The organism is Pseudomonas sp. (assembly GCF_048269965.1).
GTDB lineage: Bacteria > Pseudomonadota > Gammaproteobacteria > Pseudomonadales > Pseudomonadaceae > Aquipseudomonas.
On the sequence record NZ_JBLWTV010000014.1, the window covers coordinates 13,772 to 38,231 of the forward strand.

Annotated in this window: 28 protein-coding genes and 1 pseudogene; 17 read left to right on the plus strand and 12 right to left on the minus strand. The window is 62.1% G+C overall.

What is annotated here, in order from left to right:
- The first annotated feature begins 37 nt into the window (after nt 1-37).
- Nucleotides 38-619, plus strand: coding sequence for a TMEM165/GDT1 family protein (locus tag ACN0X6_RS16275; protein ID WP_417705689.1), 582 nt, complete (start codon nt 38-40; stop codon nt 617-619).
- Between the two features lie 106 nt (nt 620-725).
- Nucleotides 726-1,169, plus strand: coding sequence for a ketosteroid isomerase-related protein (locus ACN0X6_RS16280; RefSeq protein ID WP_417705472.1), 444 nt, complete (start codon nt 726-728; stop codon nt 1,167-1,169).
- Nucleotides 1,170-1,222: 53 nt separating this feature from the next.
- Here the strand turns inward: ACN0X6_RS16280 and ACN0X6_RS16285 are convergent, their stop codons facing one another.
- Nucleotides 1,223-2,044 (minus strand): M48 family metallopeptidase, encoded by an 822-nt coding sequence (locus ACN0X6_RS16285; protein WP_417705475.1) that lies wholly within the window; start codon nt 2,042-2,044, stop codon nt 1,223-1,225.
- Between the two features lie 191 nt (nt 2,045-2,235).
- Between ACN0X6_RS16285 and ACN0X6_RS16290 the strand changes: the two genes are divergently transcribed.
- Nucleotides 2,236-4,386, plus strand: a complete 2,151-nt coding sequence (locus tag ACN0X6_RS16290; RefSeq protein ID WP_417705477.1) for a methyl-accepting chemotaxis protein — start codon at nt 2,236-2,238, stop codon at nt 4,384-4,386.
- Between the two features lie 93 nt (nt 4,387-4,479).
- On the opposite strand, the gene ACN0X6_RS16295 is transcribed toward ACN0X6_RS16290, so the two are convergent.
- The 3 genes from ACN0X6_RS16295 to ACN0X6_RS16305 are packed head-to-tail and all read right to left on the minus strand — an operon-like array spanning nt 4,480 to nt 5,567.
- A complete protein-coding gene (locus tag ACN0X6_RS16295) occupies nt 4,480-5,097 on the minus strand; it encodes an SOS response-associated peptidase (RefSeq protein WP_417705479.1) in 618 nt (205 codons plus the stop codon).
- A gap of 27 nt (nt 5,098-5,124) precedes the next feature.
- Nucleotides 5,125-5,385: a putative signal transducing protein gene (locus ACN0X6_RS16300; RefSeq protein ID WP_160017232.1), complete on the minus strand. Its 261-nt coding sequence runs from the start codon at nt 5,383-5,385 to the stop codon at nt 5,125-5,127.
- A complete protein-coding gene (locus ACN0X6_RS16305) occupies nt 5,385-5,567 on the minus strand; it encodes a CPXCG motif-containing cysteine-rich protein (RefSeq protein WP_417705481.1) in 183 nt (60 codons plus the stop codon). The genes ACN0X6_RS16300 and ACN0X6_RS16305 overlap by 1 nt, the downstream gene beginning before the upstream one ends.
- A 240-nt stretch (nt 5,568-5,807) precedes the next feature.
- Between ACN0X6_RS16305 and ACN0X6_RS16310 the strand changes: the two genes are divergently transcribed.
- The 3 genes and pseudogenes from ACN0X6_RS16310 (at nt 5,808) to ACN0X6_RS16320 (ending at nt 8,286) form a co-directional block, all read left to right on the plus strand.
- Nucleotides 5,808-6,527: a hypothetical protein gene (locus ACN0X6_RS16310; protein ID WP_417705483.1), complete on the plus strand. Its 720-nt coding sequence runs from the start codon at nt 5,808-5,810 to the stop codon at nt 6,525-6,527.
- Between the two features lie 161 nt (nt 6,528-6,688).
- Nucleotides 6,689-6,796: pseudogene (locus ACN0X6_RS16315) on the plus strand (transposase); the annotation flags it as partial.
- A gap of 326 nt (nt 6,797-7,122) precedes the next feature.
- A complete protein-coding gene (locus ACN0X6_RS16320) occupies nt 7,123-8,286 on the plus strand; it encodes a 1-acyl-sn-glycerol-3-phosphate acyltransferase (protein ID WP_417705485.1) in 1,164 nt (387 codons plus the stop codon).
- A 64-nt stretch (nt 8,287-8,350) separates the two neighbouring features.
- Here the strand turns inward: ACN0X6_RS16320 and ACN0X6_RS16325 are convergent, their stop codons facing one another.
- Complete coding sequence (locus ACN0X6_RS16325; protein WP_417705487.1) at nt 8,351-8,626, minus strand: hypothetical protein; 276 nt, start codon at nt 8,624-8,626, stop codon at nt 8,351-8,353.
- A 274-nt stretch (nt 8,627-8,900) separates the two neighbouring features.
- On the opposite strand from ACN0X6_RS16325, the gene ACN0X6_RS16330 reads away from it, so the two are divergent.
- Nucleotides 8,901-9,107 (plus strand): hypothetical protein, encoded by a 207-nt coding sequence (locus tag ACN0X6_RS16330; RefSeq protein ID WP_004424534.1) that lies wholly within the window; start codon nt 8,901-8,903, stop codon nt 9,105-9,107.
- A gap of 61 nt (nt 9,108-9,168) precedes the next feature.
- Here ACN0X6_RS16330 and ACN0X6_RS16335 read toward each other — a convergent pair whose 3' ends face one another.
- Nucleotides 9,169-9,753 (minus strand): YajG family lipoprotein, encoded by a 585-nt coding sequence (locus ACN0X6_RS16335; protein ID WP_417705489.1) that lies wholly within the window; start codon nt 9,751-9,753, stop codon nt 9,169-9,171.
- A 166-nt stretch (nt 9,754-9,919) separates the two neighbouring features.
- On the opposite strand from ACN0X6_RS16335, the gene ACN0X6_RS16340 reads away from it, so the two are divergent.
- Nucleotides 9,920-10,150 carry a hypothetical protein gene (locus ACN0X6_RS16340; RefSeq protein WP_417705491.1) on the plus strand — a complete coding sequence of 77 codons (231 nt, stop codon included), beginning with the start codon at nt 9,920-9,922 and terminating at the stop codon, nt 10,148-10,150.
- 462 nt (nt 10,151-10,612) lie between these two features.
- Nucleotides 10,613-12,112, plus strand: a complete 1,500-nt coding sequence (mqo, locus tag ACN0X6_RS16345) for a malate dehydrogenase (quinone) (protein ID WP_417705493.1) — start codon at nt 10,613-10,615, stop codon at nt 12,110-12,112.
- Nucleotides 12,113-12,218: 106 nt separating this feature from the next.
- Here the strand turns inward: mqo and ACN0X6_RS16350 are convergent, their stop codons facing one another.
- From ACN0X6_RS16350 to rplU, 5 genes are all read right to left on the minus strand, one after another.
- Nucleotides 12,219-12,680: a CreA family protein gene (locus ACN0X6_RS16350; RefSeq protein WP_417705495.1), complete on the minus strand. Its 462-nt coding sequence runs from the start codon at nt 12,678-12,680 to the stop codon at nt 12,219-12,221.
- Nucleotides 12,681-12,698: 18 nt separating this feature from the next.
- On the minus strand, nt 12,699-13,817 hold the full coding sequence (gene proB, locus ACN0X6_RS16355; protein ID WP_417705497.1) for a glutamate 5-kinase: 1,119 nt from the start codon (nt 13,815-13,817) through the stop codon (nt 12,699-12,701).
- Nucleotides 13,818-13,897: 80 nt separating this feature from the next.
- A complete protein-coding gene (gene cgtA / locus ACN0X6_RS16360) occupies nt 13,898-15,118 on the minus strand; it encodes an Obg family GTPase CgtA (protein WP_055986966.1) in 1,221 nt (406 codons plus the stop codon).
- Nucleotides 15,119-15,258: 140 nt separating this feature from the next.
- Entirely contained in the window at nt 15,259-15,516 is a 258-nt protein-coding gene (rpmA, locus tag ACN0X6_RS16365) for a 50S ribosomal protein L27 (protein WP_004424545.1), read from the minus strand.
- 36 nt (nt 15,517-15,552) lie between these two features.
- The gene (gene rplU / locus ACN0X6_RS16370; protein WP_004424548.1) at nt 15,553-15,864 is read right to left on the minus strand and encodes a 50S ribosomal protein L21; all 312 of its coding nucleotides are present in this window, start codon (nt 15,862-15,864) and stop codon (nt 15,553-15,555) included.
- 246 nt (nt 15,865-16,110) lie between these two features.
- Here rplU and ACN0X6_RS16375 point away from each other — a divergent pair, with 246 nt between their 5' ends.
- On the plus strand, nt 16,111-17,079 hold the full coding sequence (locus ACN0X6_RS16375) for a polyprenyl synthetase family protein (protein ID WP_417705501.1): 969 nt from the start codon (nt 16,111-16,113) through the stop codon (nt 17,077-17,079).
- 134 nt (nt 17,080-17,213) lie between these two features.
- Here ACN0X6_RS16375 and ACN0X6_RS16380 read toward each other — a convergent pair whose 3' ends face one another.
- On the minus strand, nt 17,214-17,972 hold the full coding sequence (locus ACN0X6_RS16380; protein ID WP_417705503.1) for an SDR family oxidoreductase: 759 nt from the start codon (nt 17,970-17,972) through the stop codon (nt 17,214-17,216).
- A 266-nt stretch (nt 17,973-18,238) separates the two neighbouring features.
- On the opposite strand from ACN0X6_RS16380, the gene ACN0X6_RS16385 reads away from it, so the two are divergent.
- The 7 genes from ACN0X6_RS16385 (at nt 18,239) to ACN0X6_RS16415 (ending at nt 24,413) form a co-directional block, all read left to right on the plus strand.
- Entirely contained in the window at nt 18,239-18,967 is a 729-nt protein-coding gene (locus ACN0X6_RS16385) for a HugZ family protein (protein ID WP_417705505.1), read from the plus strand.
- 71 nt (nt 18,968-19,038) lie between these two features.
- Complete coding sequence (locus ACN0X6_RS16390) at nt 19,039-19,488, plus strand: FxsA family protein (RefSeq protein ID WP_417705506.1); 450 nt, start codon at nt 19,039-19,041, stop codon at nt 19,486-19,488.
- Between the two features lie 313 nt (nt 19,489-19,801).
- Nucleotides 19,802-20,095 carry a co-chaperone GroES gene (locus tag ACN0X6_RS16395; protein WP_017675400.1) on the plus strand — a complete coding sequence of 98 codons (294 nt, stop codon included), beginning with the start codon at nt 19,802-19,804 and terminating at the stop codon, nt 20,093-20,095.
- A gap of 49 nt (nt 20,096-20,144) precedes the next feature.
- Nucleotides 20,145-21,791 carry a chaperonin GroEL gene (gene groL / locus ACN0X6_RS16400; RefSeq protein ID WP_417705508.1) on the plus strand — a complete coding sequence of 549 codons (1,647 nt, stop codon included), beginning with the start codon at nt 20,145-20,147 and terminating at the stop codon, nt 21,789-21,791.
- A 285-nt stretch (nt 21,792-22,076) separates the two neighbouring features.
- Nucleotides 22,077-22,781 carry a lipopolysaccharide kinase InaA family protein gene (locus ACN0X6_RS16405; RefSeq protein WP_417705510.1) on the plus strand — a complete coding sequence of 235 codons (705 nt, stop codon included), beginning with the start codon at nt 22,077-22,079 and terminating at the stop codon, nt 22,779-22,781.
- A gap of 358 nt (nt 22,782-23,139) precedes the next feature.
- On the plus strand, nt 23,140-23,376 hold the full coding sequence (locus ACN0X6_RS16410) for a hypothetical protein (protein ID WP_192980634.1): 237 nt from the start codon (nt 23,140-23,142) through the stop codon (nt 23,374-23,376).
- Nucleotides 23,377-23,681: 305 nt separating this feature from the next.
- Nucleotides 23,682-24,413, plus strand: coding sequence for a carbonic anhydrase (locus ACN0X6_RS16415; protein WP_417705512.1), 732 nt, complete (start codon nt 23,682-23,684; stop codon nt 24,411-24,413).
- Nucleotides 24,414-24,460: the final 47 nt, after the last annotated feature.

Here is a 24,460-nt window from a genome sequence, read left to right on the forward strand (position 1 = left end):
AAGCCGTGTCGACCCGCCCCCTGTAGGAAACCTGATGCTGGAATCGCTGTTCGTCCCCACCCTGATCGTTGCCCTCGCCGAAATCGGCGACAAGACCCAGCTACTCGCCCTGCTGCTGGCTGCACGTTTTCGCAAACCCTGGCCGATCATCTGGGGCATAGTCGTCGCCACCCTGGCCAACCACTTCGCTGCTGGCGCCGTGGGTAACTGGGTCGCCGGTTTCTTTTCCCCCGCCACCCTGAGCTGGATTCTTGCTGCCAGTTTCGTCGCCGTAGCGGCCTGGACCCTGGTACCGGACAAACTCGACGACGACGAGGCATCCGGCCTGAAGAAATACGGTCCCTTCCTCACCACCCTGATCGCCTTCTTCCTCGCCGAGATGGGCGACAAGACGCAGGTCGCGACCGTGATGCTGGCCGCGCAGTACCCGCACTTCATCCTGGTGGTGGTCGGCACTACCCTGGGCATGTTGATCGCCAACGTGCCGGTGGTGCTGGCGGGCAATTTCGCGGCCGAGCGCCTGCCGCTGACCCTGATCCGGCGCCTGGCCGCCTGCGCCTTCGCCGCTCTGGCAATCTATGCCGGCTACCAGGCGCTGAAACTGAGCGGCCTGACCTGACGAATCGCCGACGTCAACAGACCGGCACTTCGGCCAATCCCAGCCCCCTCCTGCCCGATGCTAAAGTGCCATATCACTGGTTCAGGCCTGCAGTCAGGAGGGCAGCATGTCATTGGATGATCGCAAGAAGGTGGTGTGTCAGCACATCGACCTGACCTGGAACAAGGGACGCCTGGCGCTGGCTGAACAACTGCACAGCCGCGATTTTCTCTATAAAAGCTCATTCATTGGCCGGCCACTGGGCAGCGCCGGCTTCGCGCAGATGGTGCAGGACATCCGCCTTGCAATGCCGGACCTGCAGGTGGTGGTCGAGGAGTGCATCGCCGAGGGCTACAAGGTGGTGACCTGGAGCACGCTGATCGGCACCATCCAGAAGCCAGCGCTGGGCTACCCGCCCAGCGACAAGGTGCTGAGCATCTCGGCCATGGCGTTCTGGACGCTCACCCCCGGCAACGAAGTCCAGGAAATCTGCACCATGTTCGACATGGAAAGCTTCCGCGCTCAGTTGGGCCTGCAAACCCGTCCACTGGCCGAAACCGCCCTGCCCTGAAACGCAAACGGCGCGCCGTGAACCATCACGTCGCGCCGTTTCCTGGCCCGGGATCAACGCCTGGCCCTGGCCTGCTCGTACAGCGGCATCACCTTGGGGATCGCCGCCTGCAGCGAAGCGATGCGACTGCTGGACGCCGGGTGAGTACTCATGAACTCGGGCGGTGCACCACCACCGGCGGCCTCCATCTTCTGCCACAGGCTGATGGCCGCATTCGGGTTGTAACCCGCACGGGCAGCCAGTTCCAGACCGATCAGGTCGGCTTCGTTCTCGTTACCCCGACTGTTGGGCAGGGTCAGGCTGTACTGCACCACGGTATCGGCCAGTGCCATGCCGCTATCGCCGAGACCGAGCAAGGCACTGGCGCCCTGTTTCGCCACCTCGATACCGTAGGCCTTGGACATCGCCTCACGGCTGTGCTCACGCAGGGCATGGGCCATCTCGTGGCCCATGATCGCGGCGATTTCATCGTCAGTCAGCTTCAGCTGCTCGATGATGCCGCTGTAGAAGATGATCTTGCCGCCCGGGCCGCAATTGGCATTGAGCTCGGGGCTCTTGATCAGATTGACCTCCCACTGCCAGTTGGCCGCATCCGGGCGAAAACGCGGCGCCTGCGGAATCAGGCGACCGGCGACGGTCTGCAGACGCTTGGCGTTAGCGCTGCTGTTGTCCAGCACGCCCTTGCCCGAGGCCTCACTCAGCGTTTGCTGATAGGACTGCGCGTACATCTGATTGACTTCTTCGGCTGAGAGCATGCTGAACATGTACTGCTTGCGCTCCACCCCAACCGCACCACCACTCGTGGTATTGACGGCCTGACAACCAGCCAGCAGCACGGCCGCCGCCAGGCCACTCAGATATAGAACCTTGCTCATCGAGCCATCTCCTTGAATCGAACGCCCTATGCTAGGCCGCGCCGGTGGCACGAGCAACCGCATCACTTGCGCGATGGCCGTGCGCCATCTTTGCTAAATGCAGCAGCCAGATGTTTCGCATCAGCCCATTAAGGTTTTGCCCTGTCATGGCCGATAGCCCGTAACAGGACACACTGCGCTCGGGAGCTCCCATGAAGTTCAAGTCGATCCAGTTTTCCGTCGCATTCCTCGCCGGTGCCAGTGTGCTGGCGGTGGTCGCGGCGCTTGTGCTCTATGCCCTGTTCGCCAGCGACCGCACCCAGAATCTGGTACAGCAACGCACCCAGGCACTGCTCGAGCAGAGTATCGAACAGCGCCTTTCCTCACTGGCGCATGCGCAAGTCAGCGAAATTCAGCGTGAACTGGAGGCGCCCCTGCAGATCACCGCCGATCTGGCGCGGGTCAATGCCATGCTCGGCATGACCGATGCCGGCGGCAGCCCACTGCTCAGTATCAGCCGTGAAGAGCTGGCCAACCTGGTACATGAAACCACGGCGCAGAACCCCAAGCTGCTCGGCAGCTACCTGGGCTGGGAGCCGAACGCCTTCGACGCCAGCGACGATATGTACGCCGGCAGCAAGGAGAATGGCTACGACGGCACCGGCCGCTTCCTGACCTGGTGGTACCGCAATGCCGACGGCAGCCTGGGTGTCGACGCCATTGGCTCGACCGAAAGCGAGGAGCTACTACCGACCGGTGTGCGCGCCGGCGAGTACTACCTGTGCCCCAAGGAACGTAAACGCCCTTGCGTGATCGATCCGGCTCCCTACGATGTCGGCGGCAAGATGACCATGCTCGCCTCCTTTACCTCGCCAATTCTGGTCAACGGCGAGTTTCGCGGTATCGCCGGCGCCGATCTGGCAGTCAACTTCATCCAGGAACTGCTGGTCAAGGCCGACGCCCAGCTCTATGGCGGCGCCGGCGAGATCGCCCTGATCGCCAGCAATGGCCGTATAGTCGCCTCAACCCAGGCGCCGGAAAAACTCGGTGAGCCAGCCACCGAGCTGCTCGACGCCAACGAGCTGGCCAACCTGAGCAGCCTGCAGCCAGGCCTGCCGAAATACGACGTGCATGTCGAGGACGACCCCGCCGACAGCCACATCGAGCTGTTTCTCAGCTTCACCATCGGCCAGACCGACACGCGCTGGGTGCTGATGCTGGTACTGCCGCTGGACACCGTGATGGCTGACCTGCGCCAACTACAGGCCGAGCTTGTCACCCAACGCAACGGCGACACGCTGGGCATGACACTCGTGGGATTGCTGATCGCCGGCCTGGGCCTGCTGGTGATCTGGTTCGTCGGCTACGGCATCGCCCGTCCGCTGCGGCAGATGGTCGGCATGCTCGATGACATTGCCAAGGGCGACGGCGACCTGACGGTGCGCCTGCAGGTTGATCGCAAGGACGAACTCGGCCAGATCGCCGCCGGCTTCAACGCCTTCCTGAGCAAGCTGCAAAGCATGATCGCCTCAGTGGTGACTTCGGTACAGCAGGTCAGTGACTCCTCCGAGCACACTGCCGACATCGCCATCCGCACCAACCAGGGCGTACAGAAGCAACTGGCCGAGATCGAGCTGGTGGCCACTGCCGTGCATGAGATGACGGCCACCGCCCAGGACGTCGCGCGCAACGCCACTCATGCTGCCGAGGCGGCCAACCACGCCGACCGCGCGGCCAATCAGGGCAAGCAGGTGGTACAGGAAACCTCGACCGCCATCGCCGCCCTGGCCAGCGAGATCGGCCGCGCCGTGGGCGTGGTGCAGAACCTGGCCAAGGACAGCGAGAACATCAACGCCATCCTCGTCGCCATTCGCGGCATTGCCGAGCAGACCAACCTGCTGGCACTCAACGCCGCCATCGAGGCAGCCCGCGCCGGTGAACAGGGTCGCGGCTTCGCCGTGGTCGCCGACGAGGTGCGCAACCTGGCGCAGAAGACCCAGCAGGCCACCGAAGAAATCCAGAACATGATCCAGCAACTGCAGCAAGGCACACGCGAAGTGGTCAAGGTGATGGAGCAGAGCCAGAGCAAGACCGATGACAGTGTGGAGCACGCCAACCAGGCGGCCCAATCGCTGGAGTCCATCACCCAGGCGGTGTCGGTGATCAATGACATGAACACGCAGATCGCCAGCGCAGCGGAAGAGCAGAGTGCCGTGGCCGAGGATATCAACCGCAACGTCACCAACATCGGCCAGGTCGCCAACGAAGTGGCCGGCGGTGCCGACGAAGCCAGCCAGGCCAGCGCCCAACTGACCAAGCTGGCCGAACAGCAACGCCGGCTGATCAACCAGTTCAAGGTGTAAGGGGTTTCATCAGCTAGGGTGCGCCGCGCGCACCGCTTTCGCATCAGTCGCAGTGCGCACGACCCGGGCTGTAACGCGACACCCTACGCAAGCTCAAGCCGGCGTCAGGCACTCCGGCGCATCCAGCTGCGGGTCGTTGACCAGCGTTGCCAGCGCGCGTTCACGCAAGGCTATCTGCGGCTTGGCCAGCAGCGCCGCCAGTTGCTCGGGCGACGTGTCATTGCTCAACCACAATGCCTGTTCGTGCTCACCCAGAATCAACGGCCGCCGCAGCGTGGCGGCTTCCTGAGTGATCAACGCCACGCTCAGGTACTCCTGCCCACCCACCGGATAAAGCTCCCACAACGCCGCGAAATACATCAGCGGGTCACCGTTGCTCATCCAGTAGGGGCGCTTGCGCGCGCCCCCGCGCCATTCATAGAAGCCGTTGGCCGGCAGCAGCGCACGGCGCTGACGAAAGGGCTCGCGGAACATCGGCTGCTCGGCCAGGGTTTCGGCACGCGCATGGGCCGGCGTCCTGGACAGATCCTTGAGCCAGGCCGGCGTCAGCCCCCAACGCGCCGCTGCCGCTTGCGGCCCTTGCGCGCCAGCGCGCAGCATCAGCACCTGGCCCATGGGGGCCAGGTTCCAGTGGGGCTTCTGGTCAGCAGGAAAACCGGGCAACGCCGCAAAGGCGGGCGACCAGCGGAACAGGGCATAACGTCCACACATGAAACGACTCGACAGGCAGGGGGCGCGTCAACAGAGCAACACGCCCTGAAAGGACTCTGGCTCATCGCCAGGCACAGGTTGCGCCGCATTGTACTCAGCGATTAGCGTACGCGCGCGCTCGGCGTACGGATCAGCGACGACCAAACCGAGCAGCCCGCATGCCGGCAACTCCCCCACCGCCCCGACCAGATGCTGCCCGAGCAGGTGCGCCTCGACGCCCTCACTGGCCAGCATGTCCAGCAGCATCTGCCCTTCCAGGAGGTTTTCCGGTTCGTAGATTCGTTGCATCAGTCGTTCTCCCCGCGAACGTCCAACTCCCACTCGGCGCCGTCCGTGCGCAGCTCGAACTGAATCGGCCGACAGCATACCGGACAGTCTTCGATGTAAGACTGGTCCCCGCCCGACAGATCCAGCAGCGCCTCGGCCGGCTCGCCGCAATAGGGGCAATGATACGACTCGCTTTCCAGCATCGCGGCCTCCTTGTGACTGGGCGGTATGACCTGACGAACCTGACAAGGGCTCGCAATTCCTTATAGCACAGGGAGATATACCCACCCACTTGCCTTGATCCCCAACAAACCCCCAAGGGATACCGGTCTGTAGTCGCCAAATCGGCATCTGGCCTAGGGAAGGCTTCTGCAGAGTTGATCTAAAGTAAAAGTGTGGCTTGCCGACAACAGGTTGATGGCGAAAAGAACAAGGAACGTGACGTGAAGGTCAACTCACAGAATACAACTCAAGCCTACCCAGCGACTTCGACCAGTCGGGCGCCGGAGATCAAGCAGCCCGCCAGCAGTAAAGAGCAATTGGATACTGCGCTGCGGAAGCTCGCCGACGATATCTATCACAAACACGAGCAGCAAGAACCCGTTCCGACTTACAGCCAATCAATTACCATGACATCGACCAATGTCTTCTCGAGCCCGGAAATCGAGCAAGAAGCGCTAAATAATATCTGGGTGGCAACGGTCAATCTTTACATGCCTGGCGGAGAAGTCCCTAAGTCCATTGAAACGATGTTCTCGCGCTATGAGGCAATCATGGCAGAGATAGCTGCCGAGCAGCCGACATTGGCCAATGGGGACTGGGGCATCGCCATCAATGAATCGGGTGAGCTCGAAATTACAGGTCAGCTCAGCGATGACAGAAAATCTTTTATAGCGGAAAAATTTGACACTGACATAGCGTTTGCCAGCGCCGCCAAGGACTTTAAATCCGGATTCTTGAAATATCTGGCCATGGACGCTGGGGGGTGGTCAGAATACGAGGTGAATGAGAGCAACTTCCTCACGATCATCGACGTCAAGGAATTATTAGATAATTCGCAAGCCGCAGAAGACTTCAAGCAGGCCTGGGGCAAGGACTTCAGTTGGCTGGAATCAAATAAAAACATTTCAAGCCAGTTGGAGAGGAATGCACTAAAAAAGTGAGTCCTCATGAACGGGTCGATCACACGTAAGGTCTGAAGGAGTCCTGTAGTTCTGGCCGACTTCAGCTTCTGATGATTGTGAAAGCGGCCAACCGGACCGGCTCCCCGATTTCAGTACCACGCTGAACTTAGTAGCGTCCGTTTTCCGACCAGGAGACGGCAATGAAAAAACGTTTCACCGAAGAGCAGATGCTCCACTTCCTCAGGCACGTCGAGGCCGGTGTATCGGTGAAGAAATTGTGCCGAAAGCATGCCGTCGGTGATGCTTCGTTAAAAACGGGCTGGAACGCCAGCCCGAGCTGCACGCCCCGTCGGAATGCTCAGTTACAGCTCGTAAACTCGAGTGCGAGCCCAGTCCGTTGCCCACCCGTATTTGCGGGGCCGCCATCGGTATCGCCTGACCTTGGCTCGACGACTTTTCGTACAACCCCCAACGCTGTGTACAGGTCACGTAGCCCCCCGTGCTGCCCCTCGAGGCCCGCGTCTTTACTGGGCTGCGCCGATTCGCTGTGACTTGGCGGTATAATCGCCGGTCTACTGCTCACCCTGTTTAAGCAGACACCCTTTCAACCTTAGCCGTTCTAGAACAAGAGAGCATGATGGGCGCATTCGATGCCATCCGACCCTATGCCGATGCAGAAGTGCGCCCCGTACTGGCGCGCCTGCTCGCCGACCCGGCGTTTCTCGGCACCCTCACCCGTTTTCGCTTCCCGCGCCTGGCCGGGCCGTTGGGCTGGCTGCTCAAGCCGCTAATCGCCGCACGGCTGCGCAGCGAGTTCGCCAGCGTCGATTCGGTCACCAAGCTACAAGAGAAGATCGAGCCCTACATCGACCGCACCATCGAGCACGCCAGTGACGGCATCAGCTATTCCGGCCTGGAACACCTGCAGCCCGGCAAGCCCTACCTGTACCTGGCCAACCACCGCGACATCGTCATGGACCCGGCCTTCGTCAACTACGCCGTCTACCATGCCGGCTTGCAGACGCCACGTATCGCCATCGGCGACAACCTGTTGCAGCGTCCCTTCGTCAGCGACCTGATGCGCCTGAACAAGAGTTTCATCGTGCACCGCTCGATCAGCGGGCGACGCGAGAAGCTGGCGGCCTATCAACTGCTCTCGGCCTATATCAACCACTCGATCCGCAATGATGGCGAGTCGATCTGGATCGCCCAGGCCGAGGGACGCGCCAAGGACGGTGACGACCGTACCGACTCGGCCATCCTCAAGATGTTCCACATGAGCCGCAAGGACGAACCGTTCGCAGAGGTGATCGCGTCGCTGAACCTGATCCCGGTGTCGATCAGCTACGAGTACGATCCTTGCGACCTGGCCAAGGCCCGCGAACTGTGCGTGCGTGCCACCACGGGCAGCTATACCAAGGCGCCGGGCGAAGACGACGCCAGCATCGCCCTGGGCATCACCGGTTACAAAGGGCGCGTGCACCTGCACTTCAGTCCGCCTGTCGCTGGCCTGGAAGACACCAAGCAGCTAGCTCAGGAGATGGATCGTCACATTCTCGGCCAGTATCGCCTGTTCCCCGTGCACTACCTGGCCTACGCCATGTGGGAAGGCCGCGAGGCCGAGCTCAACGTGCCAGCGGCAAGCGAGGTATTCGATGCCGCAGAACTGGCCAAGGCCGAAGCGCAGTGGAACAAACGCCTGGTCGCCTGCAGCGCCGAGGAAAAACCCTTCCTGATCCTGCAGTACGCCAATCCGGTGCGGAACCAGTACCGGATCAAGGCGGGGCTCCCCCTCTAACAGCCCCGCGCTACGAACGAAAACGGCAGCCATCAGGCTGCCGTTTTCGTTTATCGCTCAAGCATCAAAGCCGCGTGCTGGCCCAGGACAGCATCAGGGCTGCGCCCAGGCAGACGGCACCGAAACGATAGAAGAAGCGATTGATCCGCAGGGTGCGCTCGTCCTGAATCTCGGCTTCATCCAGCTCGCCCTGAGCCAGCACTCGCGCCATGCCGCGCTGCTCACGCAAGCGGGTCATCAGACACAGCCAGGCCCCCGCCACAGCGAAGAACAATGCCAAGGAATTCACCGCTCCGGCCGGATGGGCGAGAAACAGCGACCACAACACCTGCAGCGACATGCAACACCTCGGAAACAGCATGGTGCAGCAACCCCGCCACTGCACCAGAATGGGGATTTCGGCCGAGAAACGGTGCGTCTCGGCCCTCGAAAAGTCGTCGCGCAGTGTACTGAAATAGCGCTTTTATAAGCTTCGTTTCCGACGAACGCAGCTCGCTATCCCGAAATCGTCTGAAAACTGTCATATGCCTGGCCTAGGGTTTGTATCTCCAATAGTGACCAAGCAGTCACGACTGTTGCTGGAGCCAAAACCCAACGTCCCTGGAGGACCTGCCATGCTCAATTCACAACCGCTGGATCGCGATTACCTGATCGACTCGCTGGATGAAGTGGACGCCGTGGTCGACGAACTTTCCTTCAACGTGCAGGACCAGCACTGGCTGGTGTACTGCGCCCTGGGTGGCCATGAGCATTACGACCTGCCGGACATCGACAACCGCACCGGCATGAGCCTGCCGGAGTTCTACGCCGAAGCGGCATGAAGCCCCAGGACAAATGAAAACGCCCCGCGATGCGGGGCGTTTTTCGTCGCGTCGCCAGCAATTACTGCAGCAGAACCTGGCCGATGGTCGGGTCCTTGAACGCGCGGGTCAGCGCGTCGCTGAGCACGTCACCCACCAGCTTGGTGTTGGTTTGCTGGTTCGGTGCGGTGCCGAAACGCTGGTTCAGCGAGGCGCCGTAACGGCCGGTATAACGGCGGCTGCCGCCTTGCACGTCGGCACGAATGGAGGCCGATATATCTGCCTCGGTGACGTACATACCCTCCTTGGGCGACTGATACTTCAGTTCCGCCAGGGTGATGGTCAGTTGCGGCGCGTTGTAGGCGTTGGCCGACGGTGTGAAGCCGAGCAGACGTACAGCAGCCTCGGCCTCAGCCTGCAGCCTGGGCAGCACATAATCGGGGCTGACGCTGATCGAACTGGTTTCCGGATACAGGCCGCCGCGGGTGCCAAGCACCGGCGAAGGACGGCCATCGACCACGCGCACCACCACCGGCTGGCCCTGACCCACAGGCGTCAGCGAGCTGGTGAGCTTGGGTTGCGGGGTGAGTTGCTGAGGGCTGAGGGCGCAACCGGCCAGAGTCAGGCTGGCGGCAGCAAGCAAGGCGATCAACGCACGGTGCAGCATGCTCATCTCTCCGAGTGAGGTAAAAGTGGCCGGCAGTATACCCAGCGTGGACTGAGGCCGACAGTAGTGCCGCATAGGACCCTCAGCACAGCGTCGCGGTTCCTGTCATCAGCCTGTCACCGCGCCCTGGCATAAAGGCACCTGTCAATTCGCTGGAGCCTTCGCCATGCTTTTGCGCCGCCTGTTCAGCCGCGCTCGCCCGATGCGCCACTTTGCCCTGATCGATGGTGAAGGGCTTTGCCGCGCCCTGCGGCAGATGCAGGAACACCCGAGCCAGGCTGGCTGGGTGGAAGTTCACGAGCCGAGCATCACCTGGTTGGGCTGCCACCTGCCCGCCGGTGCCCGGATCACCCCGGTCGTCACACACGCACCAGCCGCTCGCCCGTTGGCGGCCTGACCGGCGGAAGAATAAAAGTCACGCAGGAGCGACCAATTTCCCCTCATTCACCGTTATAATCGCGCCCCGATTATAAGGACGTCTCCTGATCGGGCCGCACGACCTCGCCGATGCAACGTCATCGCCCCGCCCCAGAGAGTCGCCCACTTCGAGCTGCCGCTTCCGGCCAGCCGCTTTCAGCCCATATGCAGAGCCGATAGCAGCCATGCGTTGCATGATTTGCACGGGCAAAAGCGTGCCGAGGCAGTCGAGCTTTTGAGGTTCACCGCTCCAAAAGAGCGTGAAAAAACGGTTTTTACAACTTCACAAGAGTGTGGCGAACAAATGAACAGTTTTGCGTCCGCAAATCCCAGCCTTGACCCTCCCCGCCGAACGACAGGGCATCACGCCTGAGTCTGCCGGTATCGCCCTGAAAGGCCGAACGGCCGTCCATCTGGTGCAGTTTTTCTTGGAGAGAGGTTAATGGCGCATAACGATTACCAAAGCGTAGATGTGGTGCTGGTTGGCGCTGGCATCATGAGCGCGACCCTGGGCGTGTTGCTCAAGGAACTCAACCCCGGCATCACGCTGGAAGTGGTAGAGCTGCGCGAGTCCGGCGCAGTGGAAAGCTCCAACCCCTGGAACAACGCCGGCACCGGTCACGCCGCGCTGTGCGAGCTGAACTACACCCCGGAAGGCGCTGACGGCAGCATCGACATCAAGAAGTCGGTGAACATCAACGCCCAGTTCGAGGAGTCCAAGCAGTTCTGGGCTTACCTGATCGAAAAAGGCGCGATCAACTCGCCGAAGACCTTCATCAACCCGGTCCCGCACATGAGCTTCGTGCGCGGCAACAGCGGCATCGCCTTCCTCAAGAAGCGTTTCGAGGCCCTGCGTCAGCATCACGCCTTCACCGAGATGGAGTACACCGAGGATCGCGCCACCATCGCCGAATGGGCGCCGCTGCTGATCCCGGGCCGCGACACCAACGAGCCGCTGGCGATGACCCGCGTACAGGCCGGTACCGACGTCAACTTCGGCGCGGTCACCGAGCAGATGCTCGCCTACCTGACCACCCAGCCCGACGCCAAGGTCACCTGCAACCAGAAGGTCACCGACCTCAAGCGCGACGGTGAAGGCTGGCTGGTGGACATCAAGGACACCCGCTCCGGCGCCACGCGCAAGCTCAAGAGCAAGTTCGTCTTCCTCGGCGCTGGCGGCGGTGCACTGCCGCTGCTGCAACTGTCCGGCATTCCCGAAGGCAAAGGCTTTGGTGGCTTCCCGGTGAGTGGTCAGTGGCTGCGTTGCGACAACCCGGAGATCGTCAAGCAGCACCAGGCCAAGGTCTACAGCCAGGCAGCCGTGGGCTCGCCACCGATGTCCGTGCCGCACCTCGATACGCGCGTGGTGGACGGCAAGAAATCCTTGCTGTTCGGCCCCTACGCCGGTTTCACCACCAAGTTCCTCAAGCACGGCTCGTTCCTCGACCTGCCGTTGTCGGTACGCCCCAACAACCTCGGCCCGATGCTGGCGGTGGCGCGTGACAACTTCGACCTGACCCGCTATCTGGTCAAGGAAGTGATGCAGTCCGAGGAACAGCGCCTGAATACCCTGCGCGGCTTCTACCCCGAAGCCAAGGCCGAGGACTGGCGCCTGGAAGTCGCTGGCCAGCGCGTGCAGATCATCAAGAAGGACAGCAAGAACGGCGGCGTGCTGCAGTTCGGCACCGAACTGGTGGCTGCAGCCGACGGTACCATCGCGGCTCTGCTCGGCGCCTCGCCGGGCGCGTCGGTCACCGTGTCGATCATGCTCGACCTGATCCACCGCTGCTTCCCCGAGCAGGCCAAGAGCGACGACTGGCGCAGCAAGCTGGACGAGATCTTCCCGGCCATGGCCGATGTTCTGTCCAAGGACGCCGCGCGCTACCACGAAGTGCAAACGCAATCGAACCAGCGCCTGCAACTGGACGTGACTGGCGCCTGATCGGCAGCCCATAAAAAAACCGCCCTTCGGGGCGGTTTTCTTTTGGACGCCGGGTGTGCCGTGCGCACCTGCTCCTGCATGGGCTGCTCGGTGCGCACCGCGCAGCCTACGGCTGGCCCCAGGGCAGGATAGGAATGGCCGTCACCGCATTCTGCGGGCTGCCCTCGATCACTCGGTCGCTGTAAACCAGATACACCAGCGTGTTGCGCTTGCTGTCGAAGAAACGCACCACCTGCATGGTCTTGAACACCAGCGAAGTGCGCTCCTTGAACACTTCCTCGCCATCCTTGAGCTTGTCCTTGAATGCAATGGGGCCGACCTGGCGGCAGGCGATGGAGGCTTCGGCACGATCCTCGGCCAGCCCCAGCCCCCCCTTCACCCCGCCGGTCTTGGCGCGCGACAGGTAGCAGGTCACGCCCTCCACCTTGGGGTCATCGAAGGCCTCGACGACGATCTTGTCGTTCGGCCCAACCCACTTGAACACCGTCGACACCTCGCCGATGGTTTCGGCCAGTACCAGGCCGGGCAGCATCAGCAGGCCCAGCAGACATCCCTTGAACAGACGCATGGTTTGCTCCTTTCGCCTCTAAACCAGAATCAGGTTATCCCGATGCACCAGCTCCGGCTCATCGACATAGCCGAGCAGCTTCTCGATGGCATCGGATGGCTGGCCAATGATCTTCTGTGCTTCCAGCGCACTGTAGTTGACCAGGCCACGGGCAATCTCACGCCCCTCAGGCGATACGCAGACCACCATCTCGCCACGACGGAAGCTACCCTGCACGGCCTTCACGCCCACCGGCAGCAGGCTCTTGCGGTCCTGGCTCAGCGCCTTCACCGCGCCGGCATCCAGTACCAGGGTGCCACGGGTCTGCAGGTGACCCGCCAGCCACTGCTTGCGCGCCGCCAGCAAGCCACGCTCGGGGGCCAGCAGGGTGCCCAAACGTTCGCCAGCCTTGAGCCGCGCCAACACCTGCTCGATGGCCCCACCGACGATCACCGTGTGCGCGCCGGAGCGCGCAGCCAGCCGCGAGGCGCGCAACTTGGTCTGCATGCCGCCACGCCCCAGCGCACCGCCGACGCCACCGGCCACGGCATCCAGTGCCGGGTCATCGGCGCGGGCTTCGAAGATCAGCTCGGCATCGGGGTTGTGACGCGGGTCGGAGTTGTACATGCCGTCGCGGTCGGTGAGGATCACCAGCAGATCGGCTTCCACCAGGTTGGCCACCAGCGCGGCCAGGGTGTCGTTGTCGCCGAAGCGGATTTCATCGGTGACCACGGTGTCGTTCTCGTTGATCACCGGGATCACGTCGAGATTCACCAGCGTGCGCAGGGTGCTGCGCGCATTGAGATAGCGCTTGCGGTCGGAGAGATCGTCGTGCGTCAGCAGCACCTGTGCGGTACGGCGGCCGTGTTCGGCAAAGCTCGACTCCCAGGCCTGCACCAGGGCCATCTGGCCAATGGCGGCAGCGGCCTGCAGCTCGTGCATCGCACTAGGTCGGCTGGTCCAGCCCAGGCGACTCATGCCGGCCGCCACAGCGCCGGAAGACACCAGCACCAGCTCTACGCCCTGCTCACGCAGCGCGACCATCTGCTTGACCCACACCGCCATGGCCGCACGATCCAGGCCACGCCCGTCGGCGGTCAGCAGCGCACTGCCGATCTTCACCACCCAGCGCCGTGCGCCAGTCACCTTGTCACGCATGATCTTCCAACCCTAGCCAGAAAATGATGGGTCCACCCCACCTACAAAAACGCCGCAATTAAGCGGCGTTGGAAATTTGCTTAATCCCGGACGTAAATGATTTCCGGGCCATCGTCGTCTTCTTCGTCGAGGAAGTCATCGTCCTCGTCGATATCATCGACACTGCGCACACCGGATTTACGCAGCGCACGCTGATCGTCCAGTGCCTGCAGACGGGCACGTGCCTCGTCTTCGATGCGCTGATCCAGCTCGGCCAGTTCCTCGGCGAATACCGGGTCCTCGGCGATGCGCTCGGCCCGTACTTCCAGGTAATGCATGATGTCGCGGCTGATACGCTCGGTGCCATCGCGACTGATGGCCGAAACCACGTAAACCGGCCCCTGCCAGTTCAGACGGGCAACGATATCGGCCTTGCGCGCCTCACGCTCGTCCTCGGGCACCTGGTCCATCTTGTTCAGCACCAGCCAGCGATCGCGCTCGGCCAACGCCGGGCTGAAGCGCCCGAGCTCGTCGATGATGACCTGTGCAGCCTCGGCCGGATCGCTCTCGTCCAGCGGCGCCATGTCCACCAGGTGCAGCAGCAGGCGAGTACGCGCCAGGTGCTTGAGGAAGCGAATGCCCAGGCCGGCACCGTCCGAAGCGCCTTCGATCAGCCCCGGAATGTCGGCGACGACGAAGCTCTTGAAGCGATCGACGCTGACCACGCCCAGGTTCGGCACCAGGGTGGTGAAGGGGTAATCGGCGACTTTCGGCTTGGCAGCGGAAACGGCGCGGATGAAGGTGCTCTTGCCGGCATTGGGCAGACCGAGCAGGCCGACGTCGGCCAGCACTTTCAGTTCGAGCTTGAGATCGCGCGACTCGCCCGGCTTGCCCGGCGTGGTCTGGCGCGGCGCCCGGTTGGTACTGGACTTGAAGCGGGTGTTGCCCAGGCCGTGCCAGCCGCCCTGGGCGACCATCAGGCGTTGACCGGCCTTGACCAGGTCACCAATCACTTCCTGAGTCGCCACGTCGATCACCGTGGTGCCAATCGGCACCGGCAGAATCAGGTCTTCGCCCTTGGCGCCGGTGCAGTCGGTGCTGCCGCCCTTCTCGCCATTCTGCGCGTTGAATTTACGCGTGTAGCGGTAATCGATCAGGGTATTGAGGTTGGCGGTGGCCTCGAGGAATACCGAGCCACCGTCGCCACCGTCGCCACCGTTGGGGCCGCCCTTCTCGATGAATTTCTCGCGACGGAAGGCCATCATGCCGTTACCGCCGTCACCGGCTTTTACAAAAATCGAAACTTCGTCGACAAATTTCATGGATATGCCTCCCGCTTCATCTGCGGGCTAGGGGAACGCTTGCCGGATCATCCAGAACTAGCGGATCTGGCAAGCGAACCAAAGATACACAAACAAAAAAGCCCCGTCCTACGGACAGGGCTTTTCCAGCGCGTAGGCGATTAGGCCTGAACGACGCTCACGTAGCGACGGCCGAAAGCGCCCTTCACTTCGAACTTGACCACGCCTTCGACTTTAGCGAAGAGGGTGTGGTCTTTGCCCATGCCCACGCCGAAACCGGCATGGAACTCGGTGCCGCGCTGACGAACGATGATGTTGCCGGCCTTGATGACCTGACCACCATACATCTTCACGCCAAGGCGTTTACTTTCGGAATCGCGGCCGTTACGGGTAGAACCGCCAGCTTTTTTGTGTGCCATGAGTCAATACTCCTATAAAGGATCGGGGCCGACGAATCAGGCCTGGATACCGGTGATTTTGATCTCAGTGAACCACTGACGGTGGCCCTGACGCTTCATGTGGTGCTTACGACGGCGGAACTTGATGATGCGCACTTTGTCGTGACGGCCTTGCGAAACGACTTCGGCAACCACTTTAGCGCCGTCTACGACCGGAGCGCCGATCTGAACGTCGTCGCCATTGCCGATCAGCAGAACGCGATCGAAAGTCACGGCTTCGCCGGTGGCGACTTCGAGCTTCTCGATCTTGAGGAATTCGCCTTCGGTGACCTTGTATTGCTTGCCACCAGTAACAATTACTGCGTACATGGTAAATCTCCGTTGATCCTGCTCACCCAGCGCTTTAGAAAAGTCGTTATTGGCTGGCATGGCTGCTTGGGGCCGGAAGTGACACCCTTGCAATTGCGTAAGGCAGGGAAATGCCCAGGGGGAAGTTCAGGGTGCGCGATTGTACGCAAGCGCAGAGCGCTTCGCAAGGCCCACAGGCACTCGCCTTGACAGCCCCCACCCCGCCACCTAGCATGCCGCGCAACCTCAAAGGAGCACCTGTCGCCGATGCAACCCCAGGCTTTCTACCGCGTGGTAGCGGACGATTTCACCGCCGTCGATGGCATCATTCGCCAACAGGTGGTTTCGCGCGTGCCGCTGGTGGAAAAGATCGGCGACTATATCATCTCCGCTGGCGGCAAACGCCTGCGCCCGTTGCTGGTGCTGCTCAGCGGTCGCGCGCTGGGTTATCAGGCCGACGACCTGCGCCTGCTGGCCGCCACCATCGAGTTCCTGCATACCGCCACCCTGCTGCATGACGACGTGGTCGACATGTCCGACATGCGCCGTGGCCGCAGCACCGCCAACGCCCAGTGGGGCAACGCACCCAGCGTGCTGGTGGGCGACTTCCTTTATTCACGCTCGTTCGAAATGATGGTCGAGCTCGGCTCCATGCCGGTGATGAAGATTCTCTCCCACGCCACCCGCGTGATCGCCGAAGGCGAAGTGTTGCAACTGTCCAAGGTGCGCGATGCCAGCACCACGGAAGAGACCTACATGGAAGTCATCCGCGGCAAGACCGCGATGCTGTTCGAAGCCTCGACTCATGCCGCCGCCGCACTGGCCGGCGCCAACGAAGCGCAGCGCGAAGCCCTGCGCACCTTCGGCGATCACCTGGGCATCGCCTTCCAACTGGTCGACGACCTGCTCGACTACAAGGGCGACGCAGCCGAGCTGGGCAAGAACGTCGGTGATGATCTCGCCGAGGGCAAGCCGACCCTGCCGCTGATCTACACCATGCGTGAAGGCACCGAGGAACAGGCCGCCCTGGTACGCCGCGCGATTCAGAAAGGCGGCATCGAAGACCTGGAAAGCATCCGCGCCGCCGTGGATGCCGCCGGCGCTCTGGATTACACCGCCAGGCTCGCTCGCGACTACGCCGAACGCGCCATTGCCTGCCTGGAAGTGCTGCCGGCCGGTGAATATCGCGATGCGCTGGTCGAGCTGAGCCGTTTCGCTGTCGCCCGCACGCATTGAAAGCTGCTGTGCGCACGGCGGCACCCCACGGAAAACAAACAGAACGCCGCCCGTAGGGTGCGCCGTGCGCACCAGCTGTCGGAAACGAAAACGCCCCGAATCAGTCGGGGCGTTTTTCGTTCAGGCCTGGCGGATTACAGACGCAGGCCGCCATCCAGCTCCAGAATGCGACCGGTGTAATAGTCGTTTTCCAGAATGTAGGCCACCGAGTGGGCGATCTCGGCCGGCTTGCCCATGCGCTTGAGCGGAATGCCCGAGGTCATCTTCTCCAGCGCTTCCGGCTTCATGCTGCCGGTCATCTCGGTCTCGATGAAGCCCGGCGCCACGCCTGCCACGCGAATGCCGTAACGCGCCAGCTCCTTGGCCCAGACCACGGTGTCGGCAGCGACGCCCGCCTTGGCTGCGGAGTAGTTGGCCTGCCCCATGTTGCCGGCACGCGAGATCGAGGAAATGTTGACGATGGCGCCCTGGTTACCCAGCTCGATCATCTTCGCCGCCACTTCACGGGTGCAGAGGAACACACCGGTCAGGTTGACATCGATCACCGCCTGCCACTGCGCCAGGCTCATCTTGGTCATCTCGCCATCCTTCACGCGAATGGTCAGACCATCGCGCAGGATGCCGGCATTGTTGACCAGACCGTTGATGGCGCCGAAGTCATCGGCTACCTGGGCGACCATATGGGTCACCTGCTCTTCATCGGCCACGTTGCACAGATAGGCGCGGGCATCGCCACCGGCGGCCTTGCAGGCGGCCACGGCTTCGTCGAGTTTTTCCTGGTTCAGATCGACCAGCGCCAGCTTGGCGCCCCTGGCCGCCAGGTACTCACCCATGGCGCGACCCAGTCCCTGGCAACCGCCAGTGATGATGATGACTTTGTCTTTCAGTTGCATCGCTTTATCCCCTCAAGGTGCAGCATTTACCGACCCCGCTGATGCCCGCTAACCGCTATGCTAGGGCGTCTGTCCGTTTATTAGAATCTGTTCACGGCCTTGCGAGCTAGAGCGATACAAGGCAAAAACAGGCGAGGAACGCTCGGAGTCGCGGACGACTTTACGAGTTGTAAATGAGCATTCCGAGCCTGTTTTTAACGCAGTAGCGCCGACGCGCAGCTGATCGTGAACAGGTTCCTACGGATTCTTTGCGAGGAGCTATATAGGTGAGCGTGAAAGCCGGCAAGCATGCACGAGAATTGCTGCTCAAGGAATACCGTGGCGTGCTCAGCACCCACTCCAAGGCCATGCCGGGTTTCCCTTTCGGATCGGTGGTGCCCTACTGCCTGGACGCCGAGGGCCGGCCGCTGATCCTGATCAGCCGCATCGCGCAGCACACCCATAATCTCGGGCAGGACGCCAAATGCTCGCTATTGGTCGGCGAACGCGGCGCAGAGGATGTGCAGGCGGTCGGCCGCCTCACTTTGCTCGCCGAAGCACGACAGTTGCATGACGAAGACGCAATCGAAGCGGCCGCACAGCGTTATTACCGTTTTTTCCCCCAGTCGCGCGACTACCATCGGGCGCATGATTTCGATTTCTGGCGCCTGGAGCCGGTGCGCTGGCGCTTCATCGGCGGCTTCGGCGCCATTCACTGGCTCGACCAGGTCGCCCTGGCCAATCCCTTCGCGACAGACGGCAGCGAAGCGAGCATGGTCGAGCACATGAACGACGATCACGCCAAGGCCATCGCGCATTACGTCGAGCTGGCCGGCCTGCCGCAGCACGAACCCGCGCAAATGGTCGGTGTCGACAGTGAAGGCTTCCATCTGCGCATCGGCCAGAGCCTCTACTGGCTGGCCTTTCCGACATCCTGCGACACCCCGGGACAGGTGCGTGAAGCCCTGGTAAAGCTGGCTCGCGCCGAGAGCTGGCCGACCGATGGTTTGGCTTAAGCTTGAATTCAGGCCATCACCCCATACTTACTCCCTATTGGAAGCTCGCTTCCGCCAAGGACTTTCTGAAAATGCGCGTGTTTCTGTTTCTCTTCCTGCTGTTCCCGATCATCGAGCTGGCCTTGCTGATCAAGGTCGGCAGCGCCATTGGCGTGCTGCCCACGCTGATGCTGGTGATCGGCACCGCCATCCTCGGCAGCGTGCTGCTGCGCATTGCCGGCGTCGCCACAGCCTGGCGCGCCCGTGAAAGGCTCTCGCGCGGCGAGCTGCCCGAGCAGGAAATGCTCGAAGGCCTGCTGATCGCCGTCGGCGGTGGCCTGCTGCTGCTGCCGGGTTTCATCAGCGACATCTTCGGTGTGCTCTGCCTGATTCCCTTCACCCGTCGCCTCGTGGTTGGCAAGATTCGCCGCCGCGCCGAGGAGCAGGCCCTGCGCCAACGCGCCTTCTTCGACGATGCCGCCGCTCGCTCCGGACAGACTCGGCCCAACGTGCTCGAAGGCGATTACGAGCGTCGCGACTGATACCTACAGCACCAGCTTGCCGGCGATCTCTCTCTGGCTGATCGCCGGCAAGCCGGCTCCTACGCAAAGTCGTCCGGCTGCGGTGCTTGCCGAGAGCGCGCCCCCCTCCGCAGCGCAAAAAATTTCACCCCCGCCCCTTGAAATACCCTTGCCCGCCCACATGTAGCAGTCACCGCAAGGTGCCTGCCCTCTGAGGCAGTCCGACTTTCGCGGTGCGCCCAGCGTGCCGCGCCCGGCCTCGCCGGATTTTACAAACCCGCCGACCAATCAAGAGTCGGCAAGTTGGCCATTCAATTGTTAGGAGAGATCGACAATGAAGCTTCGTCCTCTGCATGACCGCGTCGTGATCCGTCGCAGCGAAGAAGAGACCAAAACCGCAGGCGGCATCGTGCTGCCGGGTTCGGCCGCCGAGAAGCCGAACCAGGGTGAGGTCGTTGCCGTCGGTACCGGTAAGGTTCTGGATAACGGCGAAGTCCGTCCGCTGGCCGTCAAGGTCGGTGACAAGGTGGTATTCGGCCCGTACTCCGGCAGCAACACCGTCAAAGTCGACGGCGAAGACCTGCTGGTAATGGGCGAGAACGAAATCCTCGCTGTCGTCGAAGCCTGATTCCCACGAATCTCCGTTTTAACCTTCAAGAATTTGAGGACTGATCAACATGGCTGCTAAAGAAGTCAAGTTTGGCGATTCCGCCCGCAAGAAAATGCTCGTTGGCGTCAACGTACTGGCCGACGCCGTCAAAGCCACCCTCGGCCCGAAAGGCCGTAACGTGGTACTGGCCAAATCCTTCGGCGCCCCGACCATCACCAAAGACGGTGTGTCGGTTGCCAAGGAAATCGAACTGAAAGACGCCTTCGAAAACATGGGCGCCCAGCTGGTCAAGGACGTTGCGTCCAAGGCCAACGACGCGGCCGGTGACGGCACCACCACCGCTACCGTTCTGGCTCAAGCCATCGTCAACGAAGGCCTGAAGTCCGTCGCTGCCGGCATGAACCCGATGGATCTGAAGCGCGGCATCGACAAGGCCACCATCGCCATCGTTGCCCAGCTGAAAGAACTGGCCAAGCCGTGCACCGACACCAAGGCCATCGCTCAGGTCGGCACCATCTCCGCCAACTCCGACAGCTCCATCGGTGACATCATCGCCGAAGCCATGGAAAAGGTCGGCAAAGAAGGCGTCATCACCGTCGAAGAAGGCTCGGGCCTGGAAAACGAACTGTCCGTCGTAGAAGGCATGCAGTTCGACCGTGGCTACCTGTCGCCGTACTTCATCAACAAGCCGGACACCATGGTTGCCGAGCTCGAAGGCCCGCTGCTGCTGCTGGTCGACAAGAAGATCAGCAACATCCGCGAACTGCTGCCGGTTCTGGAAGCCGTTGCCAAGGCTGGTCGTCCGCTGCTGATCGTGGCTGAAGACGTCGAAGGCGAAGCCCTGGCTACCCTGGTCGTCAACAACATGCGCGGCATCGTCAAAGTCGCAGCCGTCAAGGCTCCTGGCTTCGGCGACCGCCGCAAGGCCATGCTGCAGGACATCGCCATCCTGACCGGCGGTACCGTGATCTCCGAAGAAGTTGGCCTGTCCCTGGAAAGCGCCACCCTGGAGCACCTGGGTAACGCCAAGCGCGTCGTGCTGAACAAGGACAACACCACCATCATCGATGGTGCTGGTGCCCAGGTCGACATCGAAGCCCGCGTTGCACAGCTCCGCAAGCAGGTCGAAGAAACCTCTTCCGACTACGACAAAGAGAAGCTGCAAGAGCGTCTGGCCAAACTGGCTGGCGGTGTTGCCGTGATCAAGGTTGGCGCTGCCACCGAAGTCGAGATGAAAGAGAAGAAAGCCCGCGTTGAAGACGCCCTGCACGCTACCCGCGCTGCTGTGGAAGAAGGCGTGGTACCTGGCGGTGGCGTGGCCCTGGTGCGCGCTCTGCTGGCCATCGACGAGCTGAAAGGCGACAACGAAGACCAGAACGTCGGTATCGCTCTGCTGCGTCGCGCTGTCGAAGCACCGCTGCGTCAGATCGTTGCCAACGCTGGCGGCGAGCCGAGCGTAGTGGTCGACAAGGTCAAGCAGGGTTCGGGCAACTTCGGCTTCAACGCCGCTACCGACACCTACGGCGACATGATCGAGATGGGTATTCTCGACCCGGCCAAGGTCACCCGTTCGGCCCTGCAGGCTGCTGCCTCCATCGGTGGCCTGATGATCACCACCGAGGCCATGGTTGCCGAAGCGGCTGACGACAAGGCTCCGGCCATGCCTGACATGGGTGGCATGGGCGGTATGGGTGGCATGGGCGGCATGATGTAAGCCGACCGGCACCCTACGCAGTACCAAGAACCCCGCGCCCGTCGCGGGGTTTTTTTATGGCCTGCCATCCATGGCGGCCACCTTGCGGGCCGTCGCTACGCGACGTTAGACATTTCTCCCGGAATTTTTTATGCCCGATGAAAAGCGCTACAGACCGAAAAATTCGATGCCATTGCCGGTGGACTCGGGAACGTTGTTTGCATATGTTTCGTTACCACCCTGAACGACGTAGTAGCCGTTCACGAGACGGGCGCTGCGCCAACCTCCAAAAAGAAGAACAAGAACATGGCCCTTTGCAGTACGAGTGAAATCCCTCAGCAGGCATTCCAACACTGGTGGCAACAGCACGGTGATTGGGTCGAAGAGCCCAACGTTCGCCGTGGCGGCGAGAGTGGCGTGCAGCGCCTGCTGGATGAAACCGGCGTGCTCTACGCCAAGAAACAGATCGGCCACATCTACCGCAGCCTGCTGCACCCGCAAGGACGCCCGACCGTACTGCGCGAACGCAGTGCATTGCTGGCCCTGGATGCACTCGGCGTGCCCGTTCCCCAACTGATCTACTGCGGCGTCGAACACGACCCACAGCAAGGCTGGCGCGGCCTGCTGGTGACCGCCGAGCTCGAAGGCTTCACCGATATCGAAAGCTGGTACGCCAAAGGCGGCCGCGAAGCCTGTGGCGAAGCCGTACACGCCCGGTTGCTGCAGCTTGTTGGCGCGACGCTGGCGCGCATGCACCTGGGGCGCTGGCAGCACGGTTGCCTGTATGCCAAGCATATCTTCGTCAACCTGGCCGACGAAACGCCGCAGGTTGCCCTGCTGGATCTGGAGAAAAGCCGGCGCCGCCTGACTTGCGCCCGGGCGGCTCAGCACGACCTGTCTCAACTACGACGCCACAGCCCCTGGTCCGACGACGACTGGCAGCGACTGCTGCAGGGCCATCGCCAGATTTTCGCCGGCGGCGTCAAAGGCCTCGGCACGGCTATTGCCTGAGTAAACGGCTGCCGGCCCAGGGCCGGCAGTGCTTTATCCGCAACACCTCGTTCCATCCGCATCATCCCCACCAGGAAGTGGCTCTACCTTGCACCTTTGCGCTGGGTAGCAAGAAAAGCTGCAGGCGACTGCAACTGCCAGGGCCGGCTGTTACAGGGGGCCTTAACAGGCACTTAAGGTTACGTCGATACGTTACCCGCACCATTGTTGAACCACCCAACAAGGCCCGTGTCCCAGCACAGCCCCGGCTGGTGTCAGCTACGCGCCAAGACCGTTCGTCGCATGAGACGACGACAAGGCAATGGGTGATCTAGGTTTAGCGAACAGCGTTTGGCAGCGCTTTCAAGGGGTTAGCAAAATGAAATTAGAAATAGCACGAGGTTTGTTCCTTGGCCTCGCACTCAGCGTAACGGCAATCGCTGCCGCAGCCTGGCAGGAGCCCGGCCCGCGCGTGCTGGAAGCGCAGGCCTGCACCGCTGTGCAACCCTGCTCAACCGCGCCTTTGCGCAAGCAGGTGCAGCCCTCCGCAACCCCGGACGCCAACCTGCTGGTGCTGATGTTCGGCCTCAGTGGCGCGATGAAGGGCGAGCACTGAGCCCCCACGATCAGGCCTCGCCAAGCGGGCTGATCTGCATCTGCAGGTGGCCCGCCAGGCGTCAGCTCCTGACACTGGCACCCATGCAGCTCGCGCAACCGCACTGCTCATTCGTATCCCCCATTGCCCGCCCGGCAGCCACAAGGGCGACCCCTGAAAGGGCCCGCATAGTGGCGTTTTAGAGCCTCTCATTCAGTTTTGATTAAGTAAGAATCCTTATCGTTGCCCCGGAAGTGACCGACTGGTCACAGGCGTTTGGCTGGCAGTCGAGAACGTCACCGATGAAAATCACAGGAGATGCAACGATGAACTCAACCGCTTCCCGAACCGGCAACACCCTGCGCCCCGTAGCCAAGGACAGCGCTCAGGCCGCCCTGCAACAACTGCTGCAGGGTTTTCGGCGTTTCCGCCAGGAGGTCTACCCACAGCAGCAGGCGCTGTTCAAGCGTCTGGCCTCGGCGCAGTCGCCCAGCGCGATGTTCATCACCTGCGCCGACTCGCGGATCGTGCCGGAGCTGATCACCCAGAGTGACCCCGGCACTCTGTTCGTCACCCGCAACGTGGGTAACGTGGTCCCGCCCTACGGACAGATGAACGGTGGCGTATCCACCGCCATCGAGTACGCGGTACTGGCGCTCGGCGTACAGCACATCATCGTCTGCGGCCATTCCGACTGCGGTGCGATGAAGGCCGTGCTCGACCCGGCCAGCCTCGACGGCATGCCCACCGTGCGCGCCTGGCTGCGCCATGCCGAAGTGGCGCGCAGCGTGGTGGCGGACAACTGCAACTGCGGCAGCGTCCATGAAACCCTCGGCGTGCTGACCGAAGAGAACGTGGTGGCCCAACTCGACCACCTGCGCACCCACCCTTCCGTCGCCGCCCGTCTGGCCAGCGGCCAGTTGCAGATCCATGGCTGGGTCTACGACATCGACAGCGGCGGCATCCGCGCCTACGACGCCGCCTCGGGTCACTTCCTCGCGCTCGACGGCGACGAGCAGCCCTGCGCCACACCGCAACCCCGCTACGCCAGCGCCTGATCTATCCGTTTCCCCCGAGCCGGCGCGAACAGAGCGCGCGGGCACGG

Coding starts and splice junctions, on each gene's coding strand:
- ACN0X6_RS16280 (WP_417705472.1), top strand. CDS start 726: ATGTCATTGGATGATCGCAAGAAGGTGGTGTGTCAGCACATCGACCTG.
- ACN0X6_RS16285 (WP_417705475.1), bottom strand. CDS start 2,044: ATGAGCAAGGTTCTATATCTGAGTGGCCTGGCGGCGGCCGTGCTGCTG.
- ACN0X6_RS16290 (WP_417705477.1), top strand. CDS start 2,236: ATGAAGTTCAAGTCGATCCAGTTTTCCGTCGCATTCCTCGCCGGTGCC.
- ACN0X6_RS16295 (WP_417705479.1), bottom strand. CDS start 5,097: ATGTGTGGACGTTATGCCCTGTTCCGCTGGTCGCCCGCCTTTGCGGCG.
- ACN0X6_RS16300 (WP_160017232.1), bottom strand. CDS start 5,385: ATGCAACGAATCTACGAACCGGAAAACCTCCTGGAAGGGCAGATGCTG.
- ACN0X6_RS16305 (WP_417705481.1), bottom strand. CDS start 5,567: ATGCTGGAAAGCGAGTCGTATCATTGCCCCTATTGCGGCGAGCCGGCC.
- ACN0X6_RS16320 (WP_417705485.1), top strand. CDS start 7,123: ATGATGGGCGCATTCGATGCCATCCGACCCTATGCCGATGCAGAAGTG.
- ACN0X6_RS16325 (WP_417705487.1), bottom strand. CDS start 8,626: ATGTCGCTGCAGGTGTTGTGGTCGCTGTTTCTCGCCCATCCGGCCGGA.
- ACN0X6_RS16330 (WP_004424534.1), top strand. CDS start 8,901: ATGCTCAATTCACAACCGCTGGATCGCGATTACCTGATCGACTCGCTG.
- ACN0X6_RS16335 (WP_417705489.1), bottom strand. CDS start 9,753: ATGCTGCACCGTGCGTTGATCGCCTTGCTTGCTGCCGCCAGCCTGACT.
- ACN0X6_RS16340 (WP_417705491.1), top strand. CDS start 9,920: ATGCTTTTGCGCCGCCTGTTCAGCCGCGCTCGCCCGATGCGCCACTTT.
- mqo (WP_417705493.1), top strand. CDS start 10,613: ATGGCGCATAACGATTACCAAAGCGTAGATGTGGTGCTGGTTGGCGCT.
- ACN0X6_RS16350 (WP_417705495.1), bottom strand. CDS start 12,680: ATGCGTCTGTTCAAGGGATGTCTGCTGGGCCTGCTGATGCTGCCCGGC.
- proB (WP_417705497.1), bottom strand. CDS start 13,817: ATGCGTGACAAGGTGACTGGCGCACGGCGCTGGGTGGTGAAGATCGGC.
- cgtA (WP_055986966.1), bottom strand. CDS start 15,118: ATGAAATTTGTCGACGAAGTTTCGATTTTTGTAAAAGCCGGTGACGGC.
- rpmA (WP_004424545.1), bottom strand. CDS start 15,516: ATGGCACACAAAAAAGCTGGCGGTTCTACCCGTAACGGCCGCGATTCC.
- rplU (WP_004424548.1), bottom strand. CDS start 15,864: ATGTACGCAGTAATTGTTACTGGTGGCAAGCAATACAAGGTCACCGAA.
- ACN0X6_RS16375 (WP_417705501.1), top strand. CDS start 16,111: ATGCAACCCCAGGCTTTCTACCGCGTGGTAGCGGACGATTTCACCGCC.
- ACN0X6_RS16380 (WP_417705503.1), bottom strand. CDS start 17,972: ATGCAACTGAAAGACAAAGTCATCATCATCACTGGCGGTTGCCAGGGA.
- ACN0X6_RS16390 (WP_417705506.1), top strand. CDS start 19,039: ATGCGCGTGTTTCTGTTTCTCTTCCTGCTGTTCCCGATCATCGAGCTG.
- ACN0X6_RS16395 (WP_017675400.1), top strand. CDS start 19,802: ATGAAGCTTCGTCCTCTGCATGACCGCGTCGTGATCCGTCGCAGCGAA.
- groL (WP_417705508.1), top strand. CDS start 20,145: ATGGCTGCTAAAGAAGTCAAGTTTGGCGATTCCGCCCGCAAGAAAATG.
- ACN0X6_RS16405 (WP_417705510.1), top strand. CDS start 22,077: ATGGCCCTTTGCAGTACGAGTGAAATCCCTCAGCAGGCATTCCAACAC.
- ACN0X6_RS16410 (WP_192980634.1), top strand. CDS start 23,140: ATGAAATTAGAAATAGCACGAGGTTTGTTCCTTGGCCTCGCACTCAGC.
- ACN0X6_RS16415 (WP_417705512.1), top strand. CDS start 23,682: ATGAACTCAACCGCTTCCCGAACCGGCAACACCCTGCGCCCCGTAGCC.